A 17,498-nucleotide genomic window follows, 5' to 3' on the forward strand; every position below is an offset into this window, starting at 1 on the left:
GTCACTTCATTTCGTCGACGGCCTCGACACCCAGCAAGCCAAGGCCAGAGGCGAGGACCGCAGCCACGCCGTGGACCAAAGCCAGACGGGCCATGGTCAATTCTCGATCATTCTCGATAATGAAGCGTAAATGTGGCAAGTCTTTTCCGCGGTTCCACTGTCCGTGGAACTCGCTCGCCACCTCATGCAGATAGAAGGCCACGCGGTGCGGTTCGCGGGCGTGAGCCGCCTGCTCCACAAGGCGCGGCCAGCCCGCCAGCCGCTTCACCAGACCAAGTTCGCCCTCGTCCGTCAACCGGTCCAGCGGCGCGTGCGCATAAATGGCGCCGCTTTCCGGCAGATCGGCATGCTGTTCCTTCGCGTTGCGCAGGATCGACTGCGCCCGCGCATGCGCATACTGCACATAGAATACGGGGTTCTCGCGGGACTGCTCGATCACCTTCGCGAGATCGAAATCGAGCGTCGCGTCATTCTTGCGGAACAGCATCATGAAGCGGACCGCATCGCGCCCCACCTCGTCCACCACCTCGCGGAGCGTGACGAAGGAGCCCGCGCGCTTCGACATGCGCACCTGCTCGCCGTTGCGCAGCAGGCGCACGAGCTGACACAGTTCCACATCGAGCGTCGCCTGACCGGCGGTGACCGCCTTCACGGCGGCCTGCATGCGCTTCACATAGCCGCCATGGTCGGCGCCCCAGACATCGATCATGCGGCGGAAGCCGCGGTCGAACTTGTCCTTGTGATAGGCGATGTCGCCGGCGAAATAGGTGTAGCTGCCGTCGGACTTCACCAGCGGGCGGTCCACATCGTCACCATGGGCGGTGGAGCGGAACAGGCTCTGCTCGCGATCCTCCCAGTCCTCGATGGGCGCGCCCTTGGGCGGCGGCAGGCGGCCCTCATAGACCTCCCCGGTGCGACGCAGTTGCTCGATGGTGAGGCCCACCCGGTCGATACCGGCGGCGGTCAGGGAGCGCTCGGAGAAGAAGACGTCGAAGGAGATGCCGAGCGCCTGGAGATCGTCGCGGATCATCTCCATCATCGCGCCGATGGCGAAGGTGCGGAAAATCGGCAGCCACTCGCTCTCAGGCGATTCCAGATATTCCGAGCCGTGCACCTCGGCGAGCGTCTTGCCCACGGGCACGAGGTAATCGCCCGGATAGAGCCCGTCGGGGATCTCGACCGTCTCGCCGGTGGCCGCCTCGCGATAGCGCAGGTAGGCGGAGCGAGCGAGCACGTCCACCTGGGCGCCCGCGTCGTTGATGTAATATTCGCGGGTCACCTTGAAACCGGCGAAAGCCAGGAGGCTCGCCAGCGCATCGCCGAACACCGCGCCCCGGCAATGGCCCACATGCATGGGGCCGGTGGGGTTGGCGGAGACGTATTCCACGTTCACCGCCTCCCCGCCCCCGAGGTCCGAGCGGCCGAAGTCGGCGCCCGCGCGCAGCAGCGCGGCGAGCACGCCGGGCCAGTAACCGGCGTCGAGGGTGAGGTTGATGAAGCCGGGTCCGGCCACGTCCACCTTGGCCACGTTCGGCACCTGCGCGAGCCGCGCGGCGATCTTCTCGGCGAGATCGCGCGGCTTCATCTTCAGGTCCTTGGCGAGGACCATGGCCGCATTGGTGGCGAGATCGCCATGGGCGGCGTCACGCGGGGGCTCGACGACGATCCGGGAGAGGTCGAGCGCGCCGGCCTCGGGCAGTTCGCCGGCAAGAGCGGCGACGGCTTCTCTCACGTGATCGGCGAAGATCGCGTAGACGTTCATGGCATCATCCGTGTGGTGAAAGCAGCCGGGCGCCTAACGCAATTCCGGCGTCGTGTCAAAAAAGCGGGCGTGCTGGTCGAGGGCGTAACGGTCGGTCATGCCGGCGATATAGTCCGCCACCCGGCGGGCCATCCGGTCGGGCGGCGCTCCCTCCAGTTGCCAGTCCGCCGGCATTTCCTGCGGCCGCGCCATGAACAGGGCGAACAGGTCGCGCACCACGCCCTGCGCCTCATCCATGATGCGATTGACCCGCGCGTGACGGTACATGTGCGGGAAGAGGAAGCCCTTCACCGCCGCCTCGGCAGTCCGCATCCCGGCCGAGAAGGCCACCAGCGGCGCGCCGGCCATGCGCACATCGAAGGAAGAGCGCACCTTGGCGGCGCGGGCGCGCGTTTCGGTCTCGCGCACCACATCCTCGACGAAGCGGGTGATGAGGCGGCGCATCACCTCGTGGATCACCCGGCCGGTTTCGAGGCTCGGCCATGACGCGCGCACCTCGGCCAGCACCGCGCCCACCAGCGGCAGCGCCTCCAGTTCGTCCAGATGGAAGAGACCGGCCCGCAGCCCGTCGTCGAGATCGTGCACGTCATAGGCGATGTCGTCGGAGATCGCCGCCACCTGCGCCTCCGGCCCGGCGTGGGTCCAGAGCTCCAGATCCTGGACCGCGGAATGGGCGACAATGGCGTGGGGCAGCACGGCACCCGTCGCACCCAGCGGCTTGCCGGAGCGGTCGGTGAGCGGACCATTGTGCTTGGCGATGCCCTCCAGCGTCTCCCAGGTGAGGTTGAGGCCGTCGAAGCCGGCATAGCGGCGCTCCAGCCGTGTCACCACCCGCAGCGACTGCGCGTTATGATCGAAGCCGCCATAGTCGGCCATGCAGGCGTCCAGCGCCCGCTCTCCGGCATGGGCAAAGGGCGGATGGCCGAGATCGTGAGCCAGCGCCAGCGCCTCCGCCAGATCCTCGTCGAGCCCGAGCGCCCGCGCGATGGAGCGCGCGATCTGCGCCACCTCCAGCGTGTGGGTGAGGCGCGTGCGATAGTGGTCGCCCTCATGGAACACGAAGACCTGCGTCTTGTGCTTGAGGCGCCGGAAGGCGGTGGAATGGATGATACGGTCGCAATCGCGCCGGAAGGCGCTGCGCGTGCCCTCCTGCTCGGGCACGAGGCGGCCGCGCGTCCACACGGGATCGCAGGCCCATGTCATGCGGGGCCGCGCACCGGAAACCGCCATGCCACCTCCATACGCCGATACCGGCGACATTGGCCGCGCACGTTGACTCGGCGGCGGGCGCACTTAACTATCCCTGCAACATGCAATCAACCGCCGAAAGGCGTGGGACGACATCCATGGATACCCCCACCACCGTGATCGTCACGGACAGCGCCGCACGGCGCATCAGCGAAATCCTGTCCGCAGAGGCGCCCGAGAGCGCGCTTCGGGTGAGCGTGGAAGGCGGCGGCTGCTCCGGCTTCCAGTATCGCTTCGACGTCACCCGCGAGCGCAACCCGGACGACATCGTCATCGAGCAGGACGGCGCGACCGTCCTCGTGGACAAGGTCTCGCTCGACTACATGTCCGGCTGCCGCATCGACTTCGTGGACGACCTGATCGGCGCCGCCTTCAAGATCGAGAACCCCCACGCCACCGCCTCGTGCGGCTGCGGGACGAGCTTCTCCATCTGAAGACCGCCTCCTATGGGCGCGCCCCCAAGCAGGGCGCGCTTGCATCGCTGCACGGGGCGGCGGCTAGGCCTTGCGCCGCGCCCCGATCACGACGCCGGTCAGGATGAACAGGGCCGAGAGGATCAGAACCGGATCCAGCCCCTCCCCGATAGAGCGTGGCGTCAGTCGCCGAGATCGCGGCGCGGCACAAGGCGGAACTGCGCGACGCAATTGCGGATCTGCTGCGTGCGAACGCCGCCGCACCGGGGACCGCCTGGGCGGCGACGCTGGCGCTCGACGGGCCATCATGAATGCGCAGATGGGCGCCGCCTCCATCGAGGCAGCGCTTCAGGGCCTCAACGACCTGCTGGACGCCCTCAACCAGAGCCATGCGGCGATGACGCGCGATTGAGGGGCTGACGATGCCGGCCGCAGGCGGCTAAGGCTCCGGCAGATGGTCCGGCCAGGCATCGTCAAGGCACGGGAACAGCCGTTCCGTGCGGGCGAGGATGACGAGGTCGGGCTTGAAGTCCTTCACGTCGGCGGCATCGAAGCCGCAATAGCCGAGCGTGCGGCGGGAGAAGTGCATCCAGCCCGCCTCCGCCACCGGCGTCCCCGCGAACAGGCGCGTCCAGGTGCCGATGGTGAAGCTGTCGCCGATGATGAGCACCCGCGGGCCTTCCGGCCGGAAGCGCTGCACATAGGGACGGAAGGCGGGGTGTTCATGCGGCGCCCGCAGCACCGGCGAGCGCTCGATGGGCGCGTCGGGCGGCTGGAAGCGCGGCACGAAATTCTGGTCATGCACCGGCCGCGCATTGCGACTGGTGCGCACGAGGTCGCCGGGCGGCGCCGGCTCCAACGGGCCGATCACCACCTTCGGGTCCACCGTCCAGTCCGGATGCCCGCCCGCCCGCAAGGCGGCGTTGAAGGCATAGACGGAGCTTGCAAAGGTCCAGTGGGTGTCGGAGCGCATGTAGCGCGGCCCGGTGAACGGCGCCTCCCGCAGCACCTTGCGCAGGTCCACGGCGGCGATGCCGTCCGCCTTCAGGCCAGCCAGCAGGAGATCATATTCGGTCGGGCGGGGCGTGAAGTCCTTCTGCCAGTCCGGCAGGTCGCGCAGTTCCACGGACTGGGCATTCGGCGGAATGGCGACCACCACCTGCCCGCCCTGCGGCGCCAGCTCGGCCTGCAGGGCCTTCGCCATCGCGACGAAGCGCTCCACCGCCTCGGCGCGCACGAGGTCGCCGGAGGACTGCGCCGGTGTGTTCTCCCGTCCCCAGAAGAGGTGGCCGTTGGAGCCCTCATAGATGTTGCGGTCGTTCGGCGCGTCCAGCGCGGCCCGGACGGTGCGGCGGAGCGCCGGCAGGCTGGCACGGAAGCCGAAATTGTCCTGCACATAGAGGCTGAAGTCCTGCACCTTCCAGAGCAGGCGCTGCGCCTCATTGGCCGGCGGGCGGCTGCGCCCGCGCCACACCCCGCGCCCCAGCGGATCCGGCACGAAATTGGCGGCCAGCAGCAGCGTGAGGATCACTAGGACGACGACGCCGAGATAGCGGCGGTGATGGCTGAGCATCGTCATGTCAGAACCGGTAGTAGAGGAACGGCGTTCCGGAGCCGCCGCCCACCCAGAGCACGCAGACGAGCATGAGGGCCGCGACCATGACATAGTCCGCCCCCACCGCCACCCAGCCCTCTCCCTTCAGCAGCGCCGGCCGGCGCCAGCGCCAGAAGCCGAGCAGTCCGCCGGCGACCAGCGCCGCGGCGCTGAGCGGGTGAAGGCCGAAGCCCAGCGCCAGCGACTGGTCGGAAAAGCCGTTGAAGCCGAGGAGGCCGCGATAGATGTCGATGGCGCCCGAGAAGGTTTCGGCGCGGAACCACACCCAGCCCAGCATCACCACCAGCACCAGATAAAGGTGCGACACGCCTGGCGGCAGGCGCCGCAGGTGGCGCCCGAGCCAGGCCCGCTCCAGCACGAGGAACGCGCCGTGCCAGGCGCCCCAGATGACAAAGTTCCAGCTCGCCCCGTGCCAGAGGCCGCACAGCAGGAAGACGATCCAGAGGTTCACATAGGTGCGGCTGGCGCCGCGCCGGTTGCCGCCGAGCGTGATGTAGACGTAGTCGCGCAGCCAGGAGGACAGGCTCATGTGCCAACGCCGCCAGAAATCGGTGACGCTGCGCGCCGTATAGGGCAGGCGGAAGTTGCGCGGCAGCGTGAAGCCCATCATCACGCCGAGCCCCACCGCCATGGTGGAGTAGCCGCCGAAGTCGAAATAGATCTGGACCGTATAGGCATAGAGGCCGAGCAGGGCCTCCACGAAGGTCGGATGGGTGGTGGAATCGAAGACACCATCGGCCAGCGCCGCCACCTCGTCGGCAATCATCACCTTCCAGGCGAGGCCGATGACGAAGAGGCGCATGCCGGCGGAAAAGCGCCCCCAGGTGACCCGCCGGTCGCCGAGCTGCCGCGCCACCGTCGCGTAGCGGACGATGGGGCCGGCCACCAGCTGCGGGAACATGGACATGTAGAGCGTGAACTGGCCGAGGCTGCGGTTGGCCCGCACACGGCCCTTATAAATGTCGGCGAGGTAAGAAATGGCGTGGAAGGAGTAGAAGGAAATTCCCAGCGGAAGGGCAATATCCGGCTCCGGCAGACGCAGATGGAACGGCGCAAGAAGCACGTTCAGGTTGTCGACTGCGAAATCCGTATATTTGAAGACGCCGAGCAGCAGCACATTTGCCGTGACGCCGAGGATGAGAAACGTCTTGCGGGAGGCGTCCTGCCGCTCATCAATACGCAGCGCGATGATGAAATTGACACAAATCGACGCCAGAAGCAGAAACAGATAGGGCACATAGCCGACAGAATAAAAAGCAAGCGAAAATAAAACCAGAACGAGATTACGGATCTTCAGCTTTCGGCTTGAGAAATAGAATATCAGGAAAAGCGGAAAGAAATAGAAAATGAACTCAACCGAAGCGAAGGTCATTTCAAGGGTGCCGCCCGCCTGCTGAAGTGCCTGCCTCGCAATGCCATCCTTTGCCGCGAGAGGCAATATGGATCACGGAATTGCGAACGACGACTTGGCCGTTTCAGTCGATGAACGACCAAGATACCTCTGTCTGGAACATTTCGAGCAATGATTTCTGTTCCGTTGCGGCGCCCCTCCCCTTCGCGCCCCTTGCGCTCTATGCTCCCGGGCAAGAAGGAGTCCCCATGCGTATCGCCACTTGGAACGTGAATTCCGTCCGCCTGCGCACCGAACATGCCGTCGCCTGGCTGAAGGAGGCACAGCCGGACGTGGTGTGCCTGCAGGAGATCAAGTGCCAGACCGAGCAGTTCCCCCGCGAGCCCTTCGAGGCGCTGGGCTACAATGTGGCGGTGCATGGACAGAAGGGCTTCAACGGCGTGGCCGTCCTCTCCAAGCGCCCGCTGGAGGACGTGACCAACGGCCTTGCGGGCGACGACAGCGACGTGCAGGCCCGCTTCATCGAGGCGGTGGTTTCGGTGCCCGGCGGCGTGGTGCGCGTGTGCTGCATCTACTTGCCCAACGGCAACCCGCCGCAGACCGGGAAATATGACTACAAGCTCGGCTTCATGGCCCGGCTGAAGGCCTTCACCGAAAGCCGCCTGAAGTTGGAGGAGCCGTTGATCCTCGCCGGCGACTTCAACGTGATTCCCGATGCCCGCGATGCCGCCGATCCCGCCGCCTGGGTCGAGGATGCGCTCTATCTGCCCCGCACCCGCGCCGCCTTCCGCGAGATCATCAACCTCGGCATGACGGACGCGCTGCGCGCCACGTCCGACGCCGAGCGCCTCTTCACCTTCTGGGATTATCAGGCGGGCGCCTGGCAGCGGGACTTCGGCATCCGCATCGATCACCTGCTGCTCTCGCCGCAGGCGGCCGACCGCCTGATCGGCGCCGGCATCGACAAGCACCTGCGCGCCCTTGAGCGCCCCTCGGACCACGTGCCCGCCTGGATCGACCTGAAGATGGCGGCGTGAGGCCGCGCGTCCGTCTGCGTTCCGGGATCAGAGGCTGAACTCGGGCCCGTCATAGGCCGTCGGCACCACGATCCGGCCGGCGGCGATGTCCGCCGTATAGCCGGTGATTGCGACGCGTACCTCCTCCGGCACGCCGGGCGCCAGAGCAAGGCGCACCGCATCGCCCGAGGAGACGCCGAGCTTCACATGCTTGCCCGGCACGAGCCGGCCGGTGACCGCATCGCGCATGGCGACAGAGACGTCTGCGATGGCGCTCGCCACAAAGACGTCGGGCGCCACGGGCACCCAGTCGCGCACATTGCCGATCTGGCGGATCTTCCTGGCGCGGCACGCCTCGATGGCACCCGTGCGTCCGGCGTTCAGCATGGTGAAGATAATGTCCGCGCCCGCATCGGCCTGCGCCGCCGTCACCTTGGCGGCAAGCGCCGCGTCGTCCTGCTCGCCGCAGAAAGTCGTCAGCAGTTTCACGCCGGGCCTCGCGTGGGCGACGCCGGCGGCATAAGCGGCGCGCCCCTTGAGGCCGGGCGGCACGCGAATGCCCGAGATGTGCCCCACGGTGCCGGTCTTCGTCATCAGCGCCGCGGCGGCGCCGGCCAGCCAGGCCGACTGCTCCTGCAACACCTCGTAGCTGGTGAGGTTCGCCCCCTCGACGCCACCCTGGATGACCAGGAACTGGATTCGCGGATGATCCGCGGCAACGATCTTCGCCGCCTCGTTGCACTGGCCGCCATGGGCGGCGATGACGGACGGCCCTTCTGCCGCGATGCGGCGCAGCGCAGCCACGAGATCGTCCTTCTGCGGCCGGACGCTATCCACCACGACCACATCGGCCTTGAGCTCGGCTGCCGCGGCCTCGAAGCCCGAGAAGCCCGCCTGCATGAAGCCGCCGTCATCCCGTCGGCCCGGCAGCAGCAGCCCGAGCTTCGGTTGCGCAGCGCGTGCGACGCCTTGCATGAGAGGCCAGGCGGCAAGGCCGCAAAGCGCGCTTCCGAACAGAAAGTGGCGTCGATCGAGACGAACCATGAGCAGACCCCACCGCAGACGGCCCCGCGCCGCTGCCCGAGCGTCATTATGCCCGGCGTTCGCAGCCGCACAAGAAAAGGGATTGCCAACTATGGAAATGGCGACTGGACGCGGCCAAGGGCCGTTTCAGCGCTGGGCGGTCTTGAGCCACTGCTCCAGATATTTCAGCGCCACCGCCCGCTCATCCTCCGTCGCTTCGGAGAAGGCGTCCTCATAAAGATCGACCACCCATTTGTCGCCGGGACCGGCGGCGCCGTCACGGGCGAGCGTCAGCCACATGAGGCCGCGCGCGCCCTGCCGGGGAATGCCCTCATCGCCCCGGAACAGAAGCTGCCCGAGCAGGGCCTGCGCCTCATACTGCCCCTTCTGGGCGGAGAGGATCAGCCAGCGGGCGGCCTGCCGCGGATCGCGCGACATGCCCGTGCCGTCGAGATACATCTTGCCGAGGCGGAACTGCGCGTCCGGATCGCCGAAATAGGAGGCCGCGTAGGAGAACATGTCCCGCGCGCGGGCCGGATCGCGGCGCACGGCGGTGTTGGGAATGCCGACGAGATAATAGGAGCCAAGGGCCACGAAGGCGCTGGCCGCAAAGCGGGCCTGCGGCGTGCCGGGATAGTCCTCGGCGTGCAGATTGGCGATGCGGCTGAAATATTCGAAGGCCTTGGCGTCGTCGCGCTTCACGCCGTCGCCGTCGGCATACATGCGGCCCAGCTTCCACTGGGCGGCGGGATGCCCCTGATCAGCCGCATAGCGCAGGGCATCGACGCCCTTCGCCGTCTGGCCGAGCCGCAGGGCCTGCGCGCCGGACCGGAAGGCCTCGTCCACCGGACGCGCACCGGGTGGCAGCGGCAGGCTGCCGGGGGGCGTCAGACCGGGAGGCGGCGCTAGACCGGCCGGCCCCGAACCATCGGTATTGCCGTCGAACGCCAGGGCCGGCGACACGGCACCGGCCACCAGCAGGCACAGGCCGGCCACGACGCCCCACGCCGTGCGGCGCAGCCCGTGGCGCCCAAGGCCGCCGTTCGTTCCGATGCTGTGATCCACCACATTCATGATGCGGAAAGCATGCCCGCCAGACCGGGCAAGATCGGGGCCACGCCAAGGCCGAGCCAAGGATTCTCCTTGGCAAAGGGGGCGGCCGCCCCACTCGTCTCGACCTTGATCGGCCCCGCACCCGAACATCTGACATCAGCCTCTGGGACGGCGGCCGGGACCATTTCCCGACTTAACGCGACCGCCGTCTCGCATGGCTGATCTTGTGGCGTTTTGTGGCGGCTTCGCGGCGCCGGACGCCCCAGTTCCCCCGCGGTCACTCTTCCGCGGAGGGGTGTGTCTTTGCCGTCACAGAACGGTGATGCACCCGCTATCCACCGTCGCTCAGCGGGAGAGCTGGGCGATGGCGGCGTTTACCTTGTCCTTGCGGGCGAGATATTCCGCGCGCTTCTCGCGCTCGGCCTCCACCACCTCCTCGGCGGCCTTGGCAACGAACTTCTCGTTCGCCAGCTTGCCGTCGATGCGCGCGACCTCCTGATCGAGCTTGGCCGCCTCCTTGGTGAGGCGCTCCAGTTCGGCCTTGAGATCCACGATGCCTTCGAGCGGCAGGGCCACCACCTCGCCGCGCACCACCATCTGCACGCTGGAGGGCGGGGCAACATCGGCGCGGGTGATGCCGGACAGACGGGCGAGACGGCGCAGCGCATCGTCCCAGGCGGAGGCCCGCGCGCGGGTCTCTTCGCTGGCGCCCACCAGCACGAGCGGCACCTGCGCGCCGGCTGGCACGTTCATCTCGGCGCGCACGGAGCGGATCTCGGTGACGAGATCGACCACCCAGCCCACTTCCGCTTCGGCGTCGGGCGCCTCCAGCGACAGCGCGGGCCACTCCGCCAGCGCCAGCAGCCCGCTGCGGGCCGGGCCCTGCTCGCCGGTGCGCGCCCACAACTCTTCCGTGAGGAAGGGCATGAAGGGATGCAGCAGGCTGAGCGCGACATCCAGAACGAAGGCGGTGGTGGCGCGGGTCTCGTCCTTGGCGGCGCCGTCGGGGCCGGAGAGGACCGGCTTCGCCAGCTCCAGATGCCAGTCGCAGAGCACGTTCCAGATAAAGCGATAGGCCGCGCCCGCCGCCTCGTTGAAGCGATAGGCCTCGATGGCCGCCGTCACCTCATTGGCCGCCCGGGTGGCCTCGCCGAGGATCCAGCGGTTGAGCGTGCCGTTGACCTTGGCCGGATCGAAGCCCTCGGCGCGCACGCAGCCGTTCATCTCGGCGAAGCGCGTGGCGTTCCAGAGCTTGGTCGCGAAGTTGCGATAGCCCTCGACGCGGGAGGTGGCGAGCTTGATGTCGCGCCCCTGCGCCGCCATGGCCGCCAGCGTGAAGCGCAAGGCGTCGGCGCCATACTGGTTGATGAGGTCCAGCGGGTCGATGACGTTGCCCTTGGACTTCGACATCTTGGCGCCCTTCTCGTCGCGGACGAGGGCGTGGATGTAGACGTCCTTGAACGGCACTTCGCCATCCATGAACTCGAGGCCCATCATCATCATCCGGGCGACCCAGAAGAAGATGATGTCGAAGCCCGTCACCAGCACGGAGGTCGGGTAGAACTTCTTCAGTTCCGCCGTCTCGTCCGGCCAGCCCATGGTGGAGAAAGGCCAAAGAGCGGACGAGAACCACGTGTCCAGCACGTCCTCGTCGCGGGTGAGGAACTGGGCACGCTTGTCGGCATCGTCGATGAGCGCCTGCGCCTCGTCGGGCGTCAGGTTCTCGGCGGCCACATTCTTGGCGATGGCCGCCTCGAAGGCCGCATCCTCATCCAGCTCGACGAAGACATTGCCGAAGGGGTCGTACCAGGCCGGGATCTGATGGCCCCACCAGAGCTGGCGGGAGACGCACCAAGGCTGGATATTCTCCAGCCACTCGAAATAGGTCTTCTCCCAGTTCTTGGGCACGAAAGTGGTGCGGCCCTCGCGCACGGCGGCGAGCGCCGGCTGGGCCAGCGTCTTGGCGTCCACATACCACTGGTCGGTCAGCCAGGGCTCGATGACGACGCCCGAGCGGTCGCCGTGGGGCACGGTGTGGGGATTGGGCTCGATCTTCTCGAGCAGCTCCATCTCCGTGAACAGCTCGACGATGCGCTTGCGGGCGGCGAAGCGGTCCTGACCGGCGAGTTCGGCGAGAATGCCGGTGGCATCGGGCGCAACGGCATAGGCCTCGGGCCGGGCCTCGAAATCGTCGCGGATGCCGCTGGCGTCGATACGGGCTTCCGCATCGAGCACGTTGATCATCGGCAAGTGGTGGCGCTTGCCGACCTCGAAGTCGTTGAAATCGTGGGCCGGGGTGATCTTCACCGCGCCCGATCCCTTCTCGGGGTCGGAATACTCATCCGCCACGATGGGAATGCGCCGGCCGACCAGCGGCAGCACGACGAACTTGCCGACGAGGTCCGAATAGCGCGGGTCTTCCGGATGCACCGCCACCGCCGTGTCGCCGAGCATGGTCTCGGGGCGCGTGGTGGCGACGATGATGAAGCGGCCGGGCTCGCCCTCCACCGGATAGCGCAGGTGCCAGAGATTGCCCTTCACCTCCACCTGCTGCACCTCGAGGTCCGAGATGGCAGTGAGCAGCTTCGGGTCCCAATTGACGAGGCGCTTGTCCTTGTAGATCAGCCCCTTGCGGTGCAGGTCCACGAACACCTTCAGCACCGCGCGGGACAGGCCCTCGTCCATGGTGAAGCGCTCGCGCGACCAGTCGCACGAGGCGCCGAGGCGCTTCAACTGGTTGACGATGGTGCCGCCCGATTCAGCCTTCCACGCCCACACCCGCTCCACGAAGGCGGCGCGGCCCATGTCACGGCGGCCCGGCTCCTTGCGCTCCATCAGCTGGCGCTCGACCACCATCTGCGTAGCGATGCCCGCGTGATCGGTGCCCGGCTGCCAGAGCACGTCCTTGCCGCGCATGCGCTCGAAGCGCGCCAGAATGTCCTGCAGCGTGTTGTTGAGCGCATGGCCCATGTGCAGCGAGCCGGTGACGTTCGGCGGCGGGATCACGATCGAGAAACCGCGCGCGTCCACGCGCTCGGGACGGCCGCAGCGGAAGGCGCCCTCCTTCTCCCATTCGGCCGAAATGCGAGCCTCGACGGCAGCGGGATCAAAGACCTTCTCGAGCATAGGGGCGCTCCGGGACGACAGGCGTCCTCAACAGATGTGTCACGGGCCGGCGGCAGGGACCGGCAGATGGAACGACGCGCCTTCGCGCCACCGGACCTCTTCAGGCCGGCGGCACGGCAGCGTCGCAGCCCGCCGCCGGAACGGCGGACGGACCAGATGCAGTGGAGGGGTTAAAGCCGCACCACGCCCCTCGCGTCAACGGGGCGGCGGCCTTTGGGCGCGCCGGGCGGCCATGCCTCCGGCGCGGGCGGATCAGCGTCCGCGGGAGACGCGCTCGATCTCGGAACGTACGAGCCGTTCCACGATGTCCGGCAGATGCTCGTCGAGCCAGGTCTTCAGCATGGGCCGGAGCATCTCCTTCATGAGATCCTCGACCGTGCGGCCCTGCTCGGGAAGCGTTGCCTCGCCGAGCGTCTCGAACGCCGCCGCAATGGCGGCATCGGCGGTGGGCGAGAGCAGGTCCTTGCGGCGCGGCTCGGGCGGCACCACGCGGGCCATGCGCACCTCCGGCAGGGGGCGGGGCTCTTCGGCGGCGCGTGCTTCTACGGGCAGAGTTGCCTCGACGGGCACAGCGGACGGGACAACCGGCTCGCGAACGGCCGCGCGCACAGGGGCCGATTCGGCCGGGCGCGGCGGCGCATCGTTGAGGCGCGGCAGTTCGCCCAGCAGATCCTCGATGCTGAGATGGGGAATCTCCGCCGGCGGCTGCGGGCGCTCGATGCGGCGCGGGGCCTCGATGGGCAACTCGGCGCGCATGGGCGCAGGCGCCGGAGCTGCCGGACGCTGGGGCACCTCGCGCGGCGGGATCATGTCACGGGCCGGCCCCGGCTCGCGCGACGGCGCGAACTCGCGCAGCGGCGGCAGCTCGCGGGCGGCGGGAAGGTCGCGTACCGTCAGCTCGGCGCGCGGCGCGGGCTCATGGCGCGGCAAGGGGTCCTGGCGCGGCAAGGGCTCTTGGCGCGGCAAGGGCTCTTGGCGCGGCGGCGGCTCGTGACGCGGGGTGGGCTCGGCGCGCAGAGGCTGCGGGTGCGGTGCAGGCTCCTGACGCATCGCCGTCTCGGGACGGGGCGCGGGCTCCTGCCGGAAGTCCGGACGCGGGGAAGCCTGACGGGGCGCTTCCGTCCGCGGCGCAAAGCGGGGATCGTCGGCATAGGGCGCCGGGCGCTCGCGGTAGGGTTCGCGGCCATCGGCCACCGGGGGCCGCGGCGGACGGGCCTCTGCGCGCGGCGGCTCCTGCGGGCGCGGGGCAGCGGGCGGAGCCGCCCGCCGTCCGGCATCCGGCTCATCATCGGAAATGATGCGCCGGATGGAGGCCAAGATCTCCTCCATGGAGGGTTCTTGCGGCTTTGGATATGCGGACATGCTGCGCCCTCGGCCGAAGACGTCCTTCAAGCTGCGTGGAACGCTGAGCTTTTTCATGGACGTCAGAATCGCCACCTGAGGTCGAAGTATGTCATGGCACCGGACCACCACAACAGATTGGGGGCCGGCCATCCAAGGGTTAATTATTATTTACCGTCCGGCGTCCGGATGCCAGCCCAGGCATCGCGGACCTGATCATAGTGCACGCGGGCATCATAGACCGGCACCTTCAGGCCCAGCGTCACCGCATCCAGCTTGCCGACGGAGGAGAGCAGCGAGTAGGCCGCCACCACACGGTCGCGCTGCGCCGTCACGAGGTTGGACTTCGAGGTGGTGAGATCGGTCTGGGCGTTCAGCACGTCGGTGGTGGTGCGCTGGCCCACGCGCCACTCTTCGCGCACGCCTTCGAGCGCCAGCGTGTTGGCGGCGACGGAGGCCTGGGCCGACTGGATCTGCGCCTTCGCGGCCTCCAGCGCGCCCCAGTACTGCACCGTGTTGGCACGCACCGTATCGCGGTTCACGTCCACCTCAATGCGGGCCTGCGTGAGCAGTTCCTTGGACTGGCGGATGGCGGAATATTCGGCGCCGCCCTGATAGATCGGCACCGTCAGGTTCAGCGCCACCGAAGCCGAGCTGGTGCTGTCCACCGCGCTGTTCTGGTCATAGCCCTGGGCGAGCTGGCCCTGAACGCTGACCACGGGCGCAAGGCCCGCCTCGGACATCTTCACCTGGAACATGGCCGCATCGACGGCGAACTTGGACGCCTGGATGGCCGGGTGCGTGGACAGGCCGGCCGCGACCGCCTTGTCGACGGTGGGCGGCAGCATGAACTCGATGGACCTGGGCGCGGTCAGCTTGCCCGGCTCCACACCGATCACCTGGCGGTAGGTGGCCTTGTAGGCCTGCAGATTCGCGACCGCCTGGGCCACCTGATAGTTGGCCGTGGCCACCTGCGCCTCGGCCTGCGCCACGTCGGTGCGGGTCACCTCACCCACATTGAAGCGGTCGCGGGTCGCCCGCAGTTCCTGCTGCAACGCGGCGAGGTTCTGATTCTGCAACTCCAGCAGGGCAATGCCCTGCAGGACGTTCATATAGGCCGTCACCGCGTTGAGCAGGATCGTCTGCTCGGTGTTGCGCAGGGTCTCCCGCGAGCCCTTGACGGACGACTCCGCCTTCTGGGTGGTGCTGGCGGTGAGGAAGCCGTTGAAGATGGTCTGCGAGACCGTGAGGTTCACCGAACGCGGCACGAGCGAGTTGGTCGCGATCGTCCCGGACGAATTGGTGCGGGCATACTGCCCGCCCACGCTGGCACCGGCGGACACGTTCGGACGATAGCCGGACAGGGCCTGCGGCACGCTTTCGTCCGTGGCACGGGTGCCGGCGCGCTGCGAGTTGAGGCTGGGGTTGTTGACGTAAGCCTGTCCGAGCGCCGTCTCGAGGGTTTGGGCGGACACGCTGGAGGTCCATGCCAGACCGGAGACTACGGCCGCCGCAGCAAGAACTGACAGGCGTCGGCAAAAATGCGTCGCAAGCGACATTGAGTTCTCCCGAACCGCGGCTCCGCCCCGAGCTGTATCTGAAAGCCAGACACGCGGATTGAATTCAGACCATATCCAGCGACACCAGACGAGAAAACCGACCGGTTCGATAACCAATTGTTTTTTGGCGCACCGCGGCAGATCGGACACAGGTCCGTTCCGCCGCCGCGCGACACGGCGCAGAGCCTAGAAAGTGAAGCGCTGCGGCGCCTCGAAGCCCGGCAGCGTGGGCACGGAGGCGTTGAACACCACCCGCTCGGACACCGCACCGCCCACCTTGGTGTAGATCACCGCATGGGCCGCGCCGCCCCGGCCGACCACCGCCACGAGACGACCGCCGTCCTTGAGCTGGTCGAACAGGGCTTGCGGCACCACATCCACGGCGCCGTTGAGAAGAATCACGTCGTAAGGCCCCTCAGCCGCCCAGCCGGCGGTGAGCGGTCCCTTGAGGACGGCGACGTTGGTGATGGCCAGTTCGCTCAGCACGCCGTTGGCGGCGGCGACGAGCTCGGCATCATCCTCCAGCGCCACTACCTGCTGCGAGAGGCGGGCCAGGACGGCGGCCGAGTATCCGGTGCCGGCGGCCACATCGAGCACGATCTCGTCGGCCTGCACGTCGGCGAGCTGAATCAGCTTGGCGAGCACCATCGGCTCGATCAGATAGCGGGCCGGCTGCTGGGCGGTCGCGGCGCGGATCACCAGATCCTCGTCGATATAGGCCAGCGACTTCAGGTTGGCGGGAACGAAGCGCTCGCGCGGCATCTCCATCATGGCGGCCACGATGCGCAGATCCGTCACGTCATTGGCGCGCACCTGGGAATCGACCATCCCCCGGCGCAGTTCCGCGTAATCGACCATCGTAATCCTCCGCCACATCCCGGCGAGCCATGTTTCGGACTCAAGAGCCACACCGCCGCCATTTTTGCAAGGCGGCGGCTGCGCTTCAGAGCCGAACCGGACCGCTTATTGCCCGATGTCGGCAAGGCCCGTGAACGTGACCTGCCGGAAGATCACGTGATCGCCCGCCTTCAACTGCTCGAACGGCTGGTTGGCCGGAACCGGCACCACAAGGCTGTTGCCCGCCGGCCCCTGGAGAGTCACCGAACGGGTGTCGGCGGCCAGCGCCGTGATGGTGGCGGCGAACTCGCGGCGATCGGTCACCACGGCGCCGGGCTTGGCACCGAGCGGGGCGGTGTCCACCGTCACCACATTGGTCGGCACGGGCGTGCCGTCATTGGGATGGACGACGCTGATGTTCGTCACCTGCTCGATCACCAGCTTGATCTCGTCGCCGACCTTCACCTGCGGGAGATTCTTGACCTCCGGACCGGCCTTCAGGGCCGACCAGTTGCCGTCGGCGGCGACCAGCGTGACCACCCGCTTGTCGAGGTCGAGGGCGGAGACCTTGGCCACGCTCTGGACGGCGCGGACGACGGTGATTTCGAGAATCGGCTGGGCCAGCGCCAGCCCCGGCGTGAGGAGCGCCGTCGCGAGCACGAAGGCCATTCGGAGAGCGGGACGGCGCATGGGGATCAATCCTCTTCCGCAGGGAGATGCCCCTGTGTGCCGTAACGAAGTAACGCTTTCAAGACGCACGCAATGACGCGGCGGTGGGGATTTCAGGCCGGTTTTCAGCGCCATCCCCAACCGCTGCATCCGCCCCTCTTGCCCCCGGCGTCCGAGTGCTTTAGGTAGCCGGCACGTGAGGCCACGTGGCGGAGTGGTTACGCAGAGGACTGCAAATCCTTGCACCCCGGTTCGATTCCGGGCGTGGCCTCCAGTTCAGCGACCCCGCCGTGCCCCGTCCGCCCGGTCGCCTGAAGGCCCGCAGATGGCCCGCTGCTTCTCCCCTTGAAGGAAGATCGGTCGCCACCGGGCGATGTGCCGTGCCGCAACGTCGGCGCGAGCGCCCGCCGCGGCTGAGCCTCCGCGGCAATTGACTTGCCGCCGGGATGGCGGTTGATGGATCGGCGCGCACGGCTCGCGCCTGG

14 protein-coding genes and 1 tRNA gene are annotated in these 17,498 nt (G+C 67.8%); 4 read left to right on the forward strand and 11 right to left on the reverse strand.

The annotated features are described in order from the left end of the window. Position 1 precedes the first annotated feature (1 nt). Positions 2 to 1,762, reverse strand: coding sequence for an arginine--tRNA ligase (argS, locus tag DFO45_RS20655; protein WP_133866343.1), 1,761 nt, complete (start codon positions 1,760 to 1,762; stop codon positions 2 to 4). Positions 1,763 to 1,795: 33 nt separating this feature from the next. Beyond that, entirely contained in the window at positions 1,796 to 2,992 is a 1,197-nt protein-coding gene (locus DFO45_RS20660) for a deoxyguanosinetriphosphate triphosphohydrolase (protein WP_133866344.1), read from the reverse strand. 116 nt (positions 2,993 to 3,108) lie between these two features. Between DFO45_RS20660 and erpA the strand changes: the two genes are divergently transcribed. Together erpA and DFO45_RS25440 are read left to right on the forward strand one after the other, a co-directional pair. Next, positions 3,109 to 3,444, forward strand: coding sequence for an iron-sulfur cluster insertion protein ErpA (erpA, locus tag DFO45_RS20665; RefSeq protein WP_043879408.1), 336 nt, complete (start codon positions 3,109 to 3,111; stop codon positions 3,442 to 3,444). Positions 3,445 to 3,599: 155 nt separating this feature from the next. After that, positions 3,600 to 3,734, forward strand: coding sequence for a hypothetical protein (locus tag DFO45_RS25440; protein WP_280960290.1), 135 nt, complete (start codon positions 3,600 to 3,602; stop codon positions 3,732 to 3,734). A gap of 128 nt (positions 3,735 to 3,862) precedes the next feature. Here the strand turns inward: DFO45_RS25440 and DFO45_RS20670 are convergent, their stop codons facing one another. Together DFO45_RS20670 and DFO45_RS20675 are read right to left on the reverse strand one after the other, a co-directional pair. Then, positions 3,863 to 5,002 (reverse strand): hypothetical protein, encoded by a 1,140-nt coding sequence (locus DFO45_RS20670; RefSeq protein ID WP_166657199.1) that lies wholly within the window; start codon positions 5,000 to 5,002, stop codon positions 3,863 to 3,865. Between the two features lies 1 nt (position 5,003). Continuing rightward, complete coding sequence (locus DFO45_RS20675; RefSeq protein ID WP_133866346.1) at positions 5,004 to 6,410, reverse strand: MBOAT family protein; 1,407 nt, start codon at positions 6,408 to 6,410, stop codon at positions 5,004 to 5,006. A gap of 227 nt (positions 6,411 to 6,637) precedes the next feature. On the opposite strand from DFO45_RS20675, the gene xth reads away from it, so the two are divergent. Then, positions 6,638 to 7,426 carry an exodeoxyribonuclease III gene (gene xth / locus DFO45_RS20680; RefSeq protein WP_133866347.1) on the forward strand — a complete coding sequence of 263 codons (789 nt, stop codon included), beginning with the start codon at positions 6,638 to 6,640 and terminating at the stop codon, positions 7,424 to 7,426. Positions 7,427 to 7,453: 27 nt separating this feature from the next. Here the strand turns inward: xth and DFO45_RS20685 are convergent, their stop codons facing one another. The 7 genes from DFO45_RS20685 to DFO45_RS20715 all read right to left on the reverse strand — a co-directional run bounded on the left by DFO45_RS20685 (position 7,454) and on the right by DFO45_RS20715 (position 17,034). Further along, positions 7,454 to 8,380, reverse strand: coding sequence for a BMP family protein (locus DFO45_RS20685; protein ID WP_208299845.1), 927 nt, complete (start codon positions 8,378 to 8,380; stop codon positions 7,454 to 7,456). A 195-nt stretch (positions 8,381 to 8,575) separates the two neighbouring features. Next, positions 8,576 to 9,562 (reverse strand): tetratricopeptide repeat protein, encoded by a 987-nt coding sequence (locus DFO45_RS20690; protein ID WP_245518206.1) that lies wholly within the window; start codon positions 9,560 to 9,562, stop codon positions 8,576 to 8,578. A 264-nt stretch (positions 9,563 to 9,826) separates the two neighbouring features. Next, entirely contained in the window at positions 9,827 to 12,607 is a 2,781-nt protein-coding gene (locus tag DFO45_RS20695; RefSeq protein WP_133866349.1) for a valine--tRNA ligase, read from the reverse strand. Positions 12,608 to 12,859: 252 nt separating this feature from the next. Further along, entirely contained in the window at positions 12,860 to 13,936 is a 1,077-nt protein-coding gene (locus DFO45_RS20700) for a DUF2497 domain-containing protein (RefSeq protein WP_245518207.1), read from the reverse strand. 179 nt (positions 13,937 to 14,115) lie between these two features. Next, positions 14,116 to 15,423: a TolC family outer membrane protein gene (locus DFO45_RS20705; RefSeq protein ID WP_245518208.1), complete on the reverse strand. Its 1,308-nt coding sequence runs from the start codon at positions 15,421 to 15,423 to the stop codon at positions 14,116 to 14,118. Between the two features lie 270 nt (positions 15,424 to 15,693). Continuing rightward, entirely contained in the window at positions 15,694 to 16,365 is a 672-nt protein-coding gene (locus tag DFO45_RS20710) for a protein-L-isoaspartate O-methyltransferase (protein ID WP_133866351.1), read from the reverse strand. A 105-nt stretch (positions 16,366 to 16,470) separates the two neighbouring features. Beyond that, complete coding sequence (locus tag DFO45_RS20715; RefSeq protein WP_133866352.1) at positions 16,471 to 17,034, reverse strand: hypothetical protein; 564 nt, start codon at positions 17,032 to 17,034, stop codon at positions 16,471 to 16,473. 179 nt (positions 17,035 to 17,213) lie between these two features. Between DFO45_RS20715 and DFO45_RS20720 the strand changes: the two genes are divergently transcribed. Further along, positions 17,214 to 17,287 (forward strand) — tRNA-Cys (locus DFO45_RS20720). Positions 17,288 to 17,498: the final 211 nt, after the last annotated feature.

It is taken from the genome of Azorhizobium sp. AG788 (genome assembly GCF_004364705.1).
Classification (GTDB): Bacteria; Pseudomonadota; Alphaproteobacteria; order Rhizobiales; family Xanthobacteraceae; genus Azorhizobium; species Azorhizobium caulinodans.

Coding starts and splice junctions, on each gene's coding strand:
- DFO45_RS20700 (WP_245518207.1), bottom strand. CDS start 13,936: ATGGAGGAGATCTTGGCCTCCATCCGGCGCATCATTTCCGATGATGAG.
- DFO45_RS20660 (WP_133866344.1), bottom strand. CDS start 2,992: ATGGCGGTTTCCGGTGCGCGGCCCCGCATGACATGGGCCTGCGATCCC.
- erpA (WP_043879408.1), top strand. CDS start 3,109: ATGGATACCCCCACCACCGTGATCGTCACGGACAGCGCCGCACGGCGC.
- DFO45_RS20695 (WP_133866349.1), bottom strand. CDS start 12,607: ATGCTCGAGAAGGTCTTTGATCCCGCTGCCGTCGAGGCTCGCATTTCG.
- xth (WP_133866347.1), top strand. CDS start 6,638: ATGCGTATCGCCACTTGGAACGTGAATTCCGTCCGCCTGCGCACCGAA.
- argS (WP_133866343.1), bottom strand. CDS start 1,762: ATGAACGTCTACGCGATCTTCGCCGATCACGTGAGAGAAGCCGTCGCC.
- DFO45_RS20685 (WP_208299845.1), bottom strand. CDS start 8,380: ATGCAAGGCGTCGCACGCGCTGCGCAACCGAAGCTCGGGCTGCTGCTG.
- DFO45_RS20675 (WP_133866346.1), bottom strand. CDS start 6,410: ATGACCTTCGCTTCGGTTGAGTTCATTTTCTATTTCTTTCCGCTTTTC.
- DFO45_RS20670 (WP_166657199.1), bottom strand. CDS start 5,002: ATGACGATGCTCAGCCATCACCGCCGCTATCTCGGCGTCGTCGTCCTA.
- DFO45_RS20710 (WP_133866351.1), bottom strand. CDS start 16,365: ATGGTCGATTACGCGGAACTGCGCCGGGGGATGGTCGATTCCCAGGTG.
- DFO45_RS20715 (WP_133866352.1), bottom strand. CDS start 17,034: ATGCGCCGTCCCGCTCTCCGAATGGCCTTCGTGCTCGCGACGGCGCTC.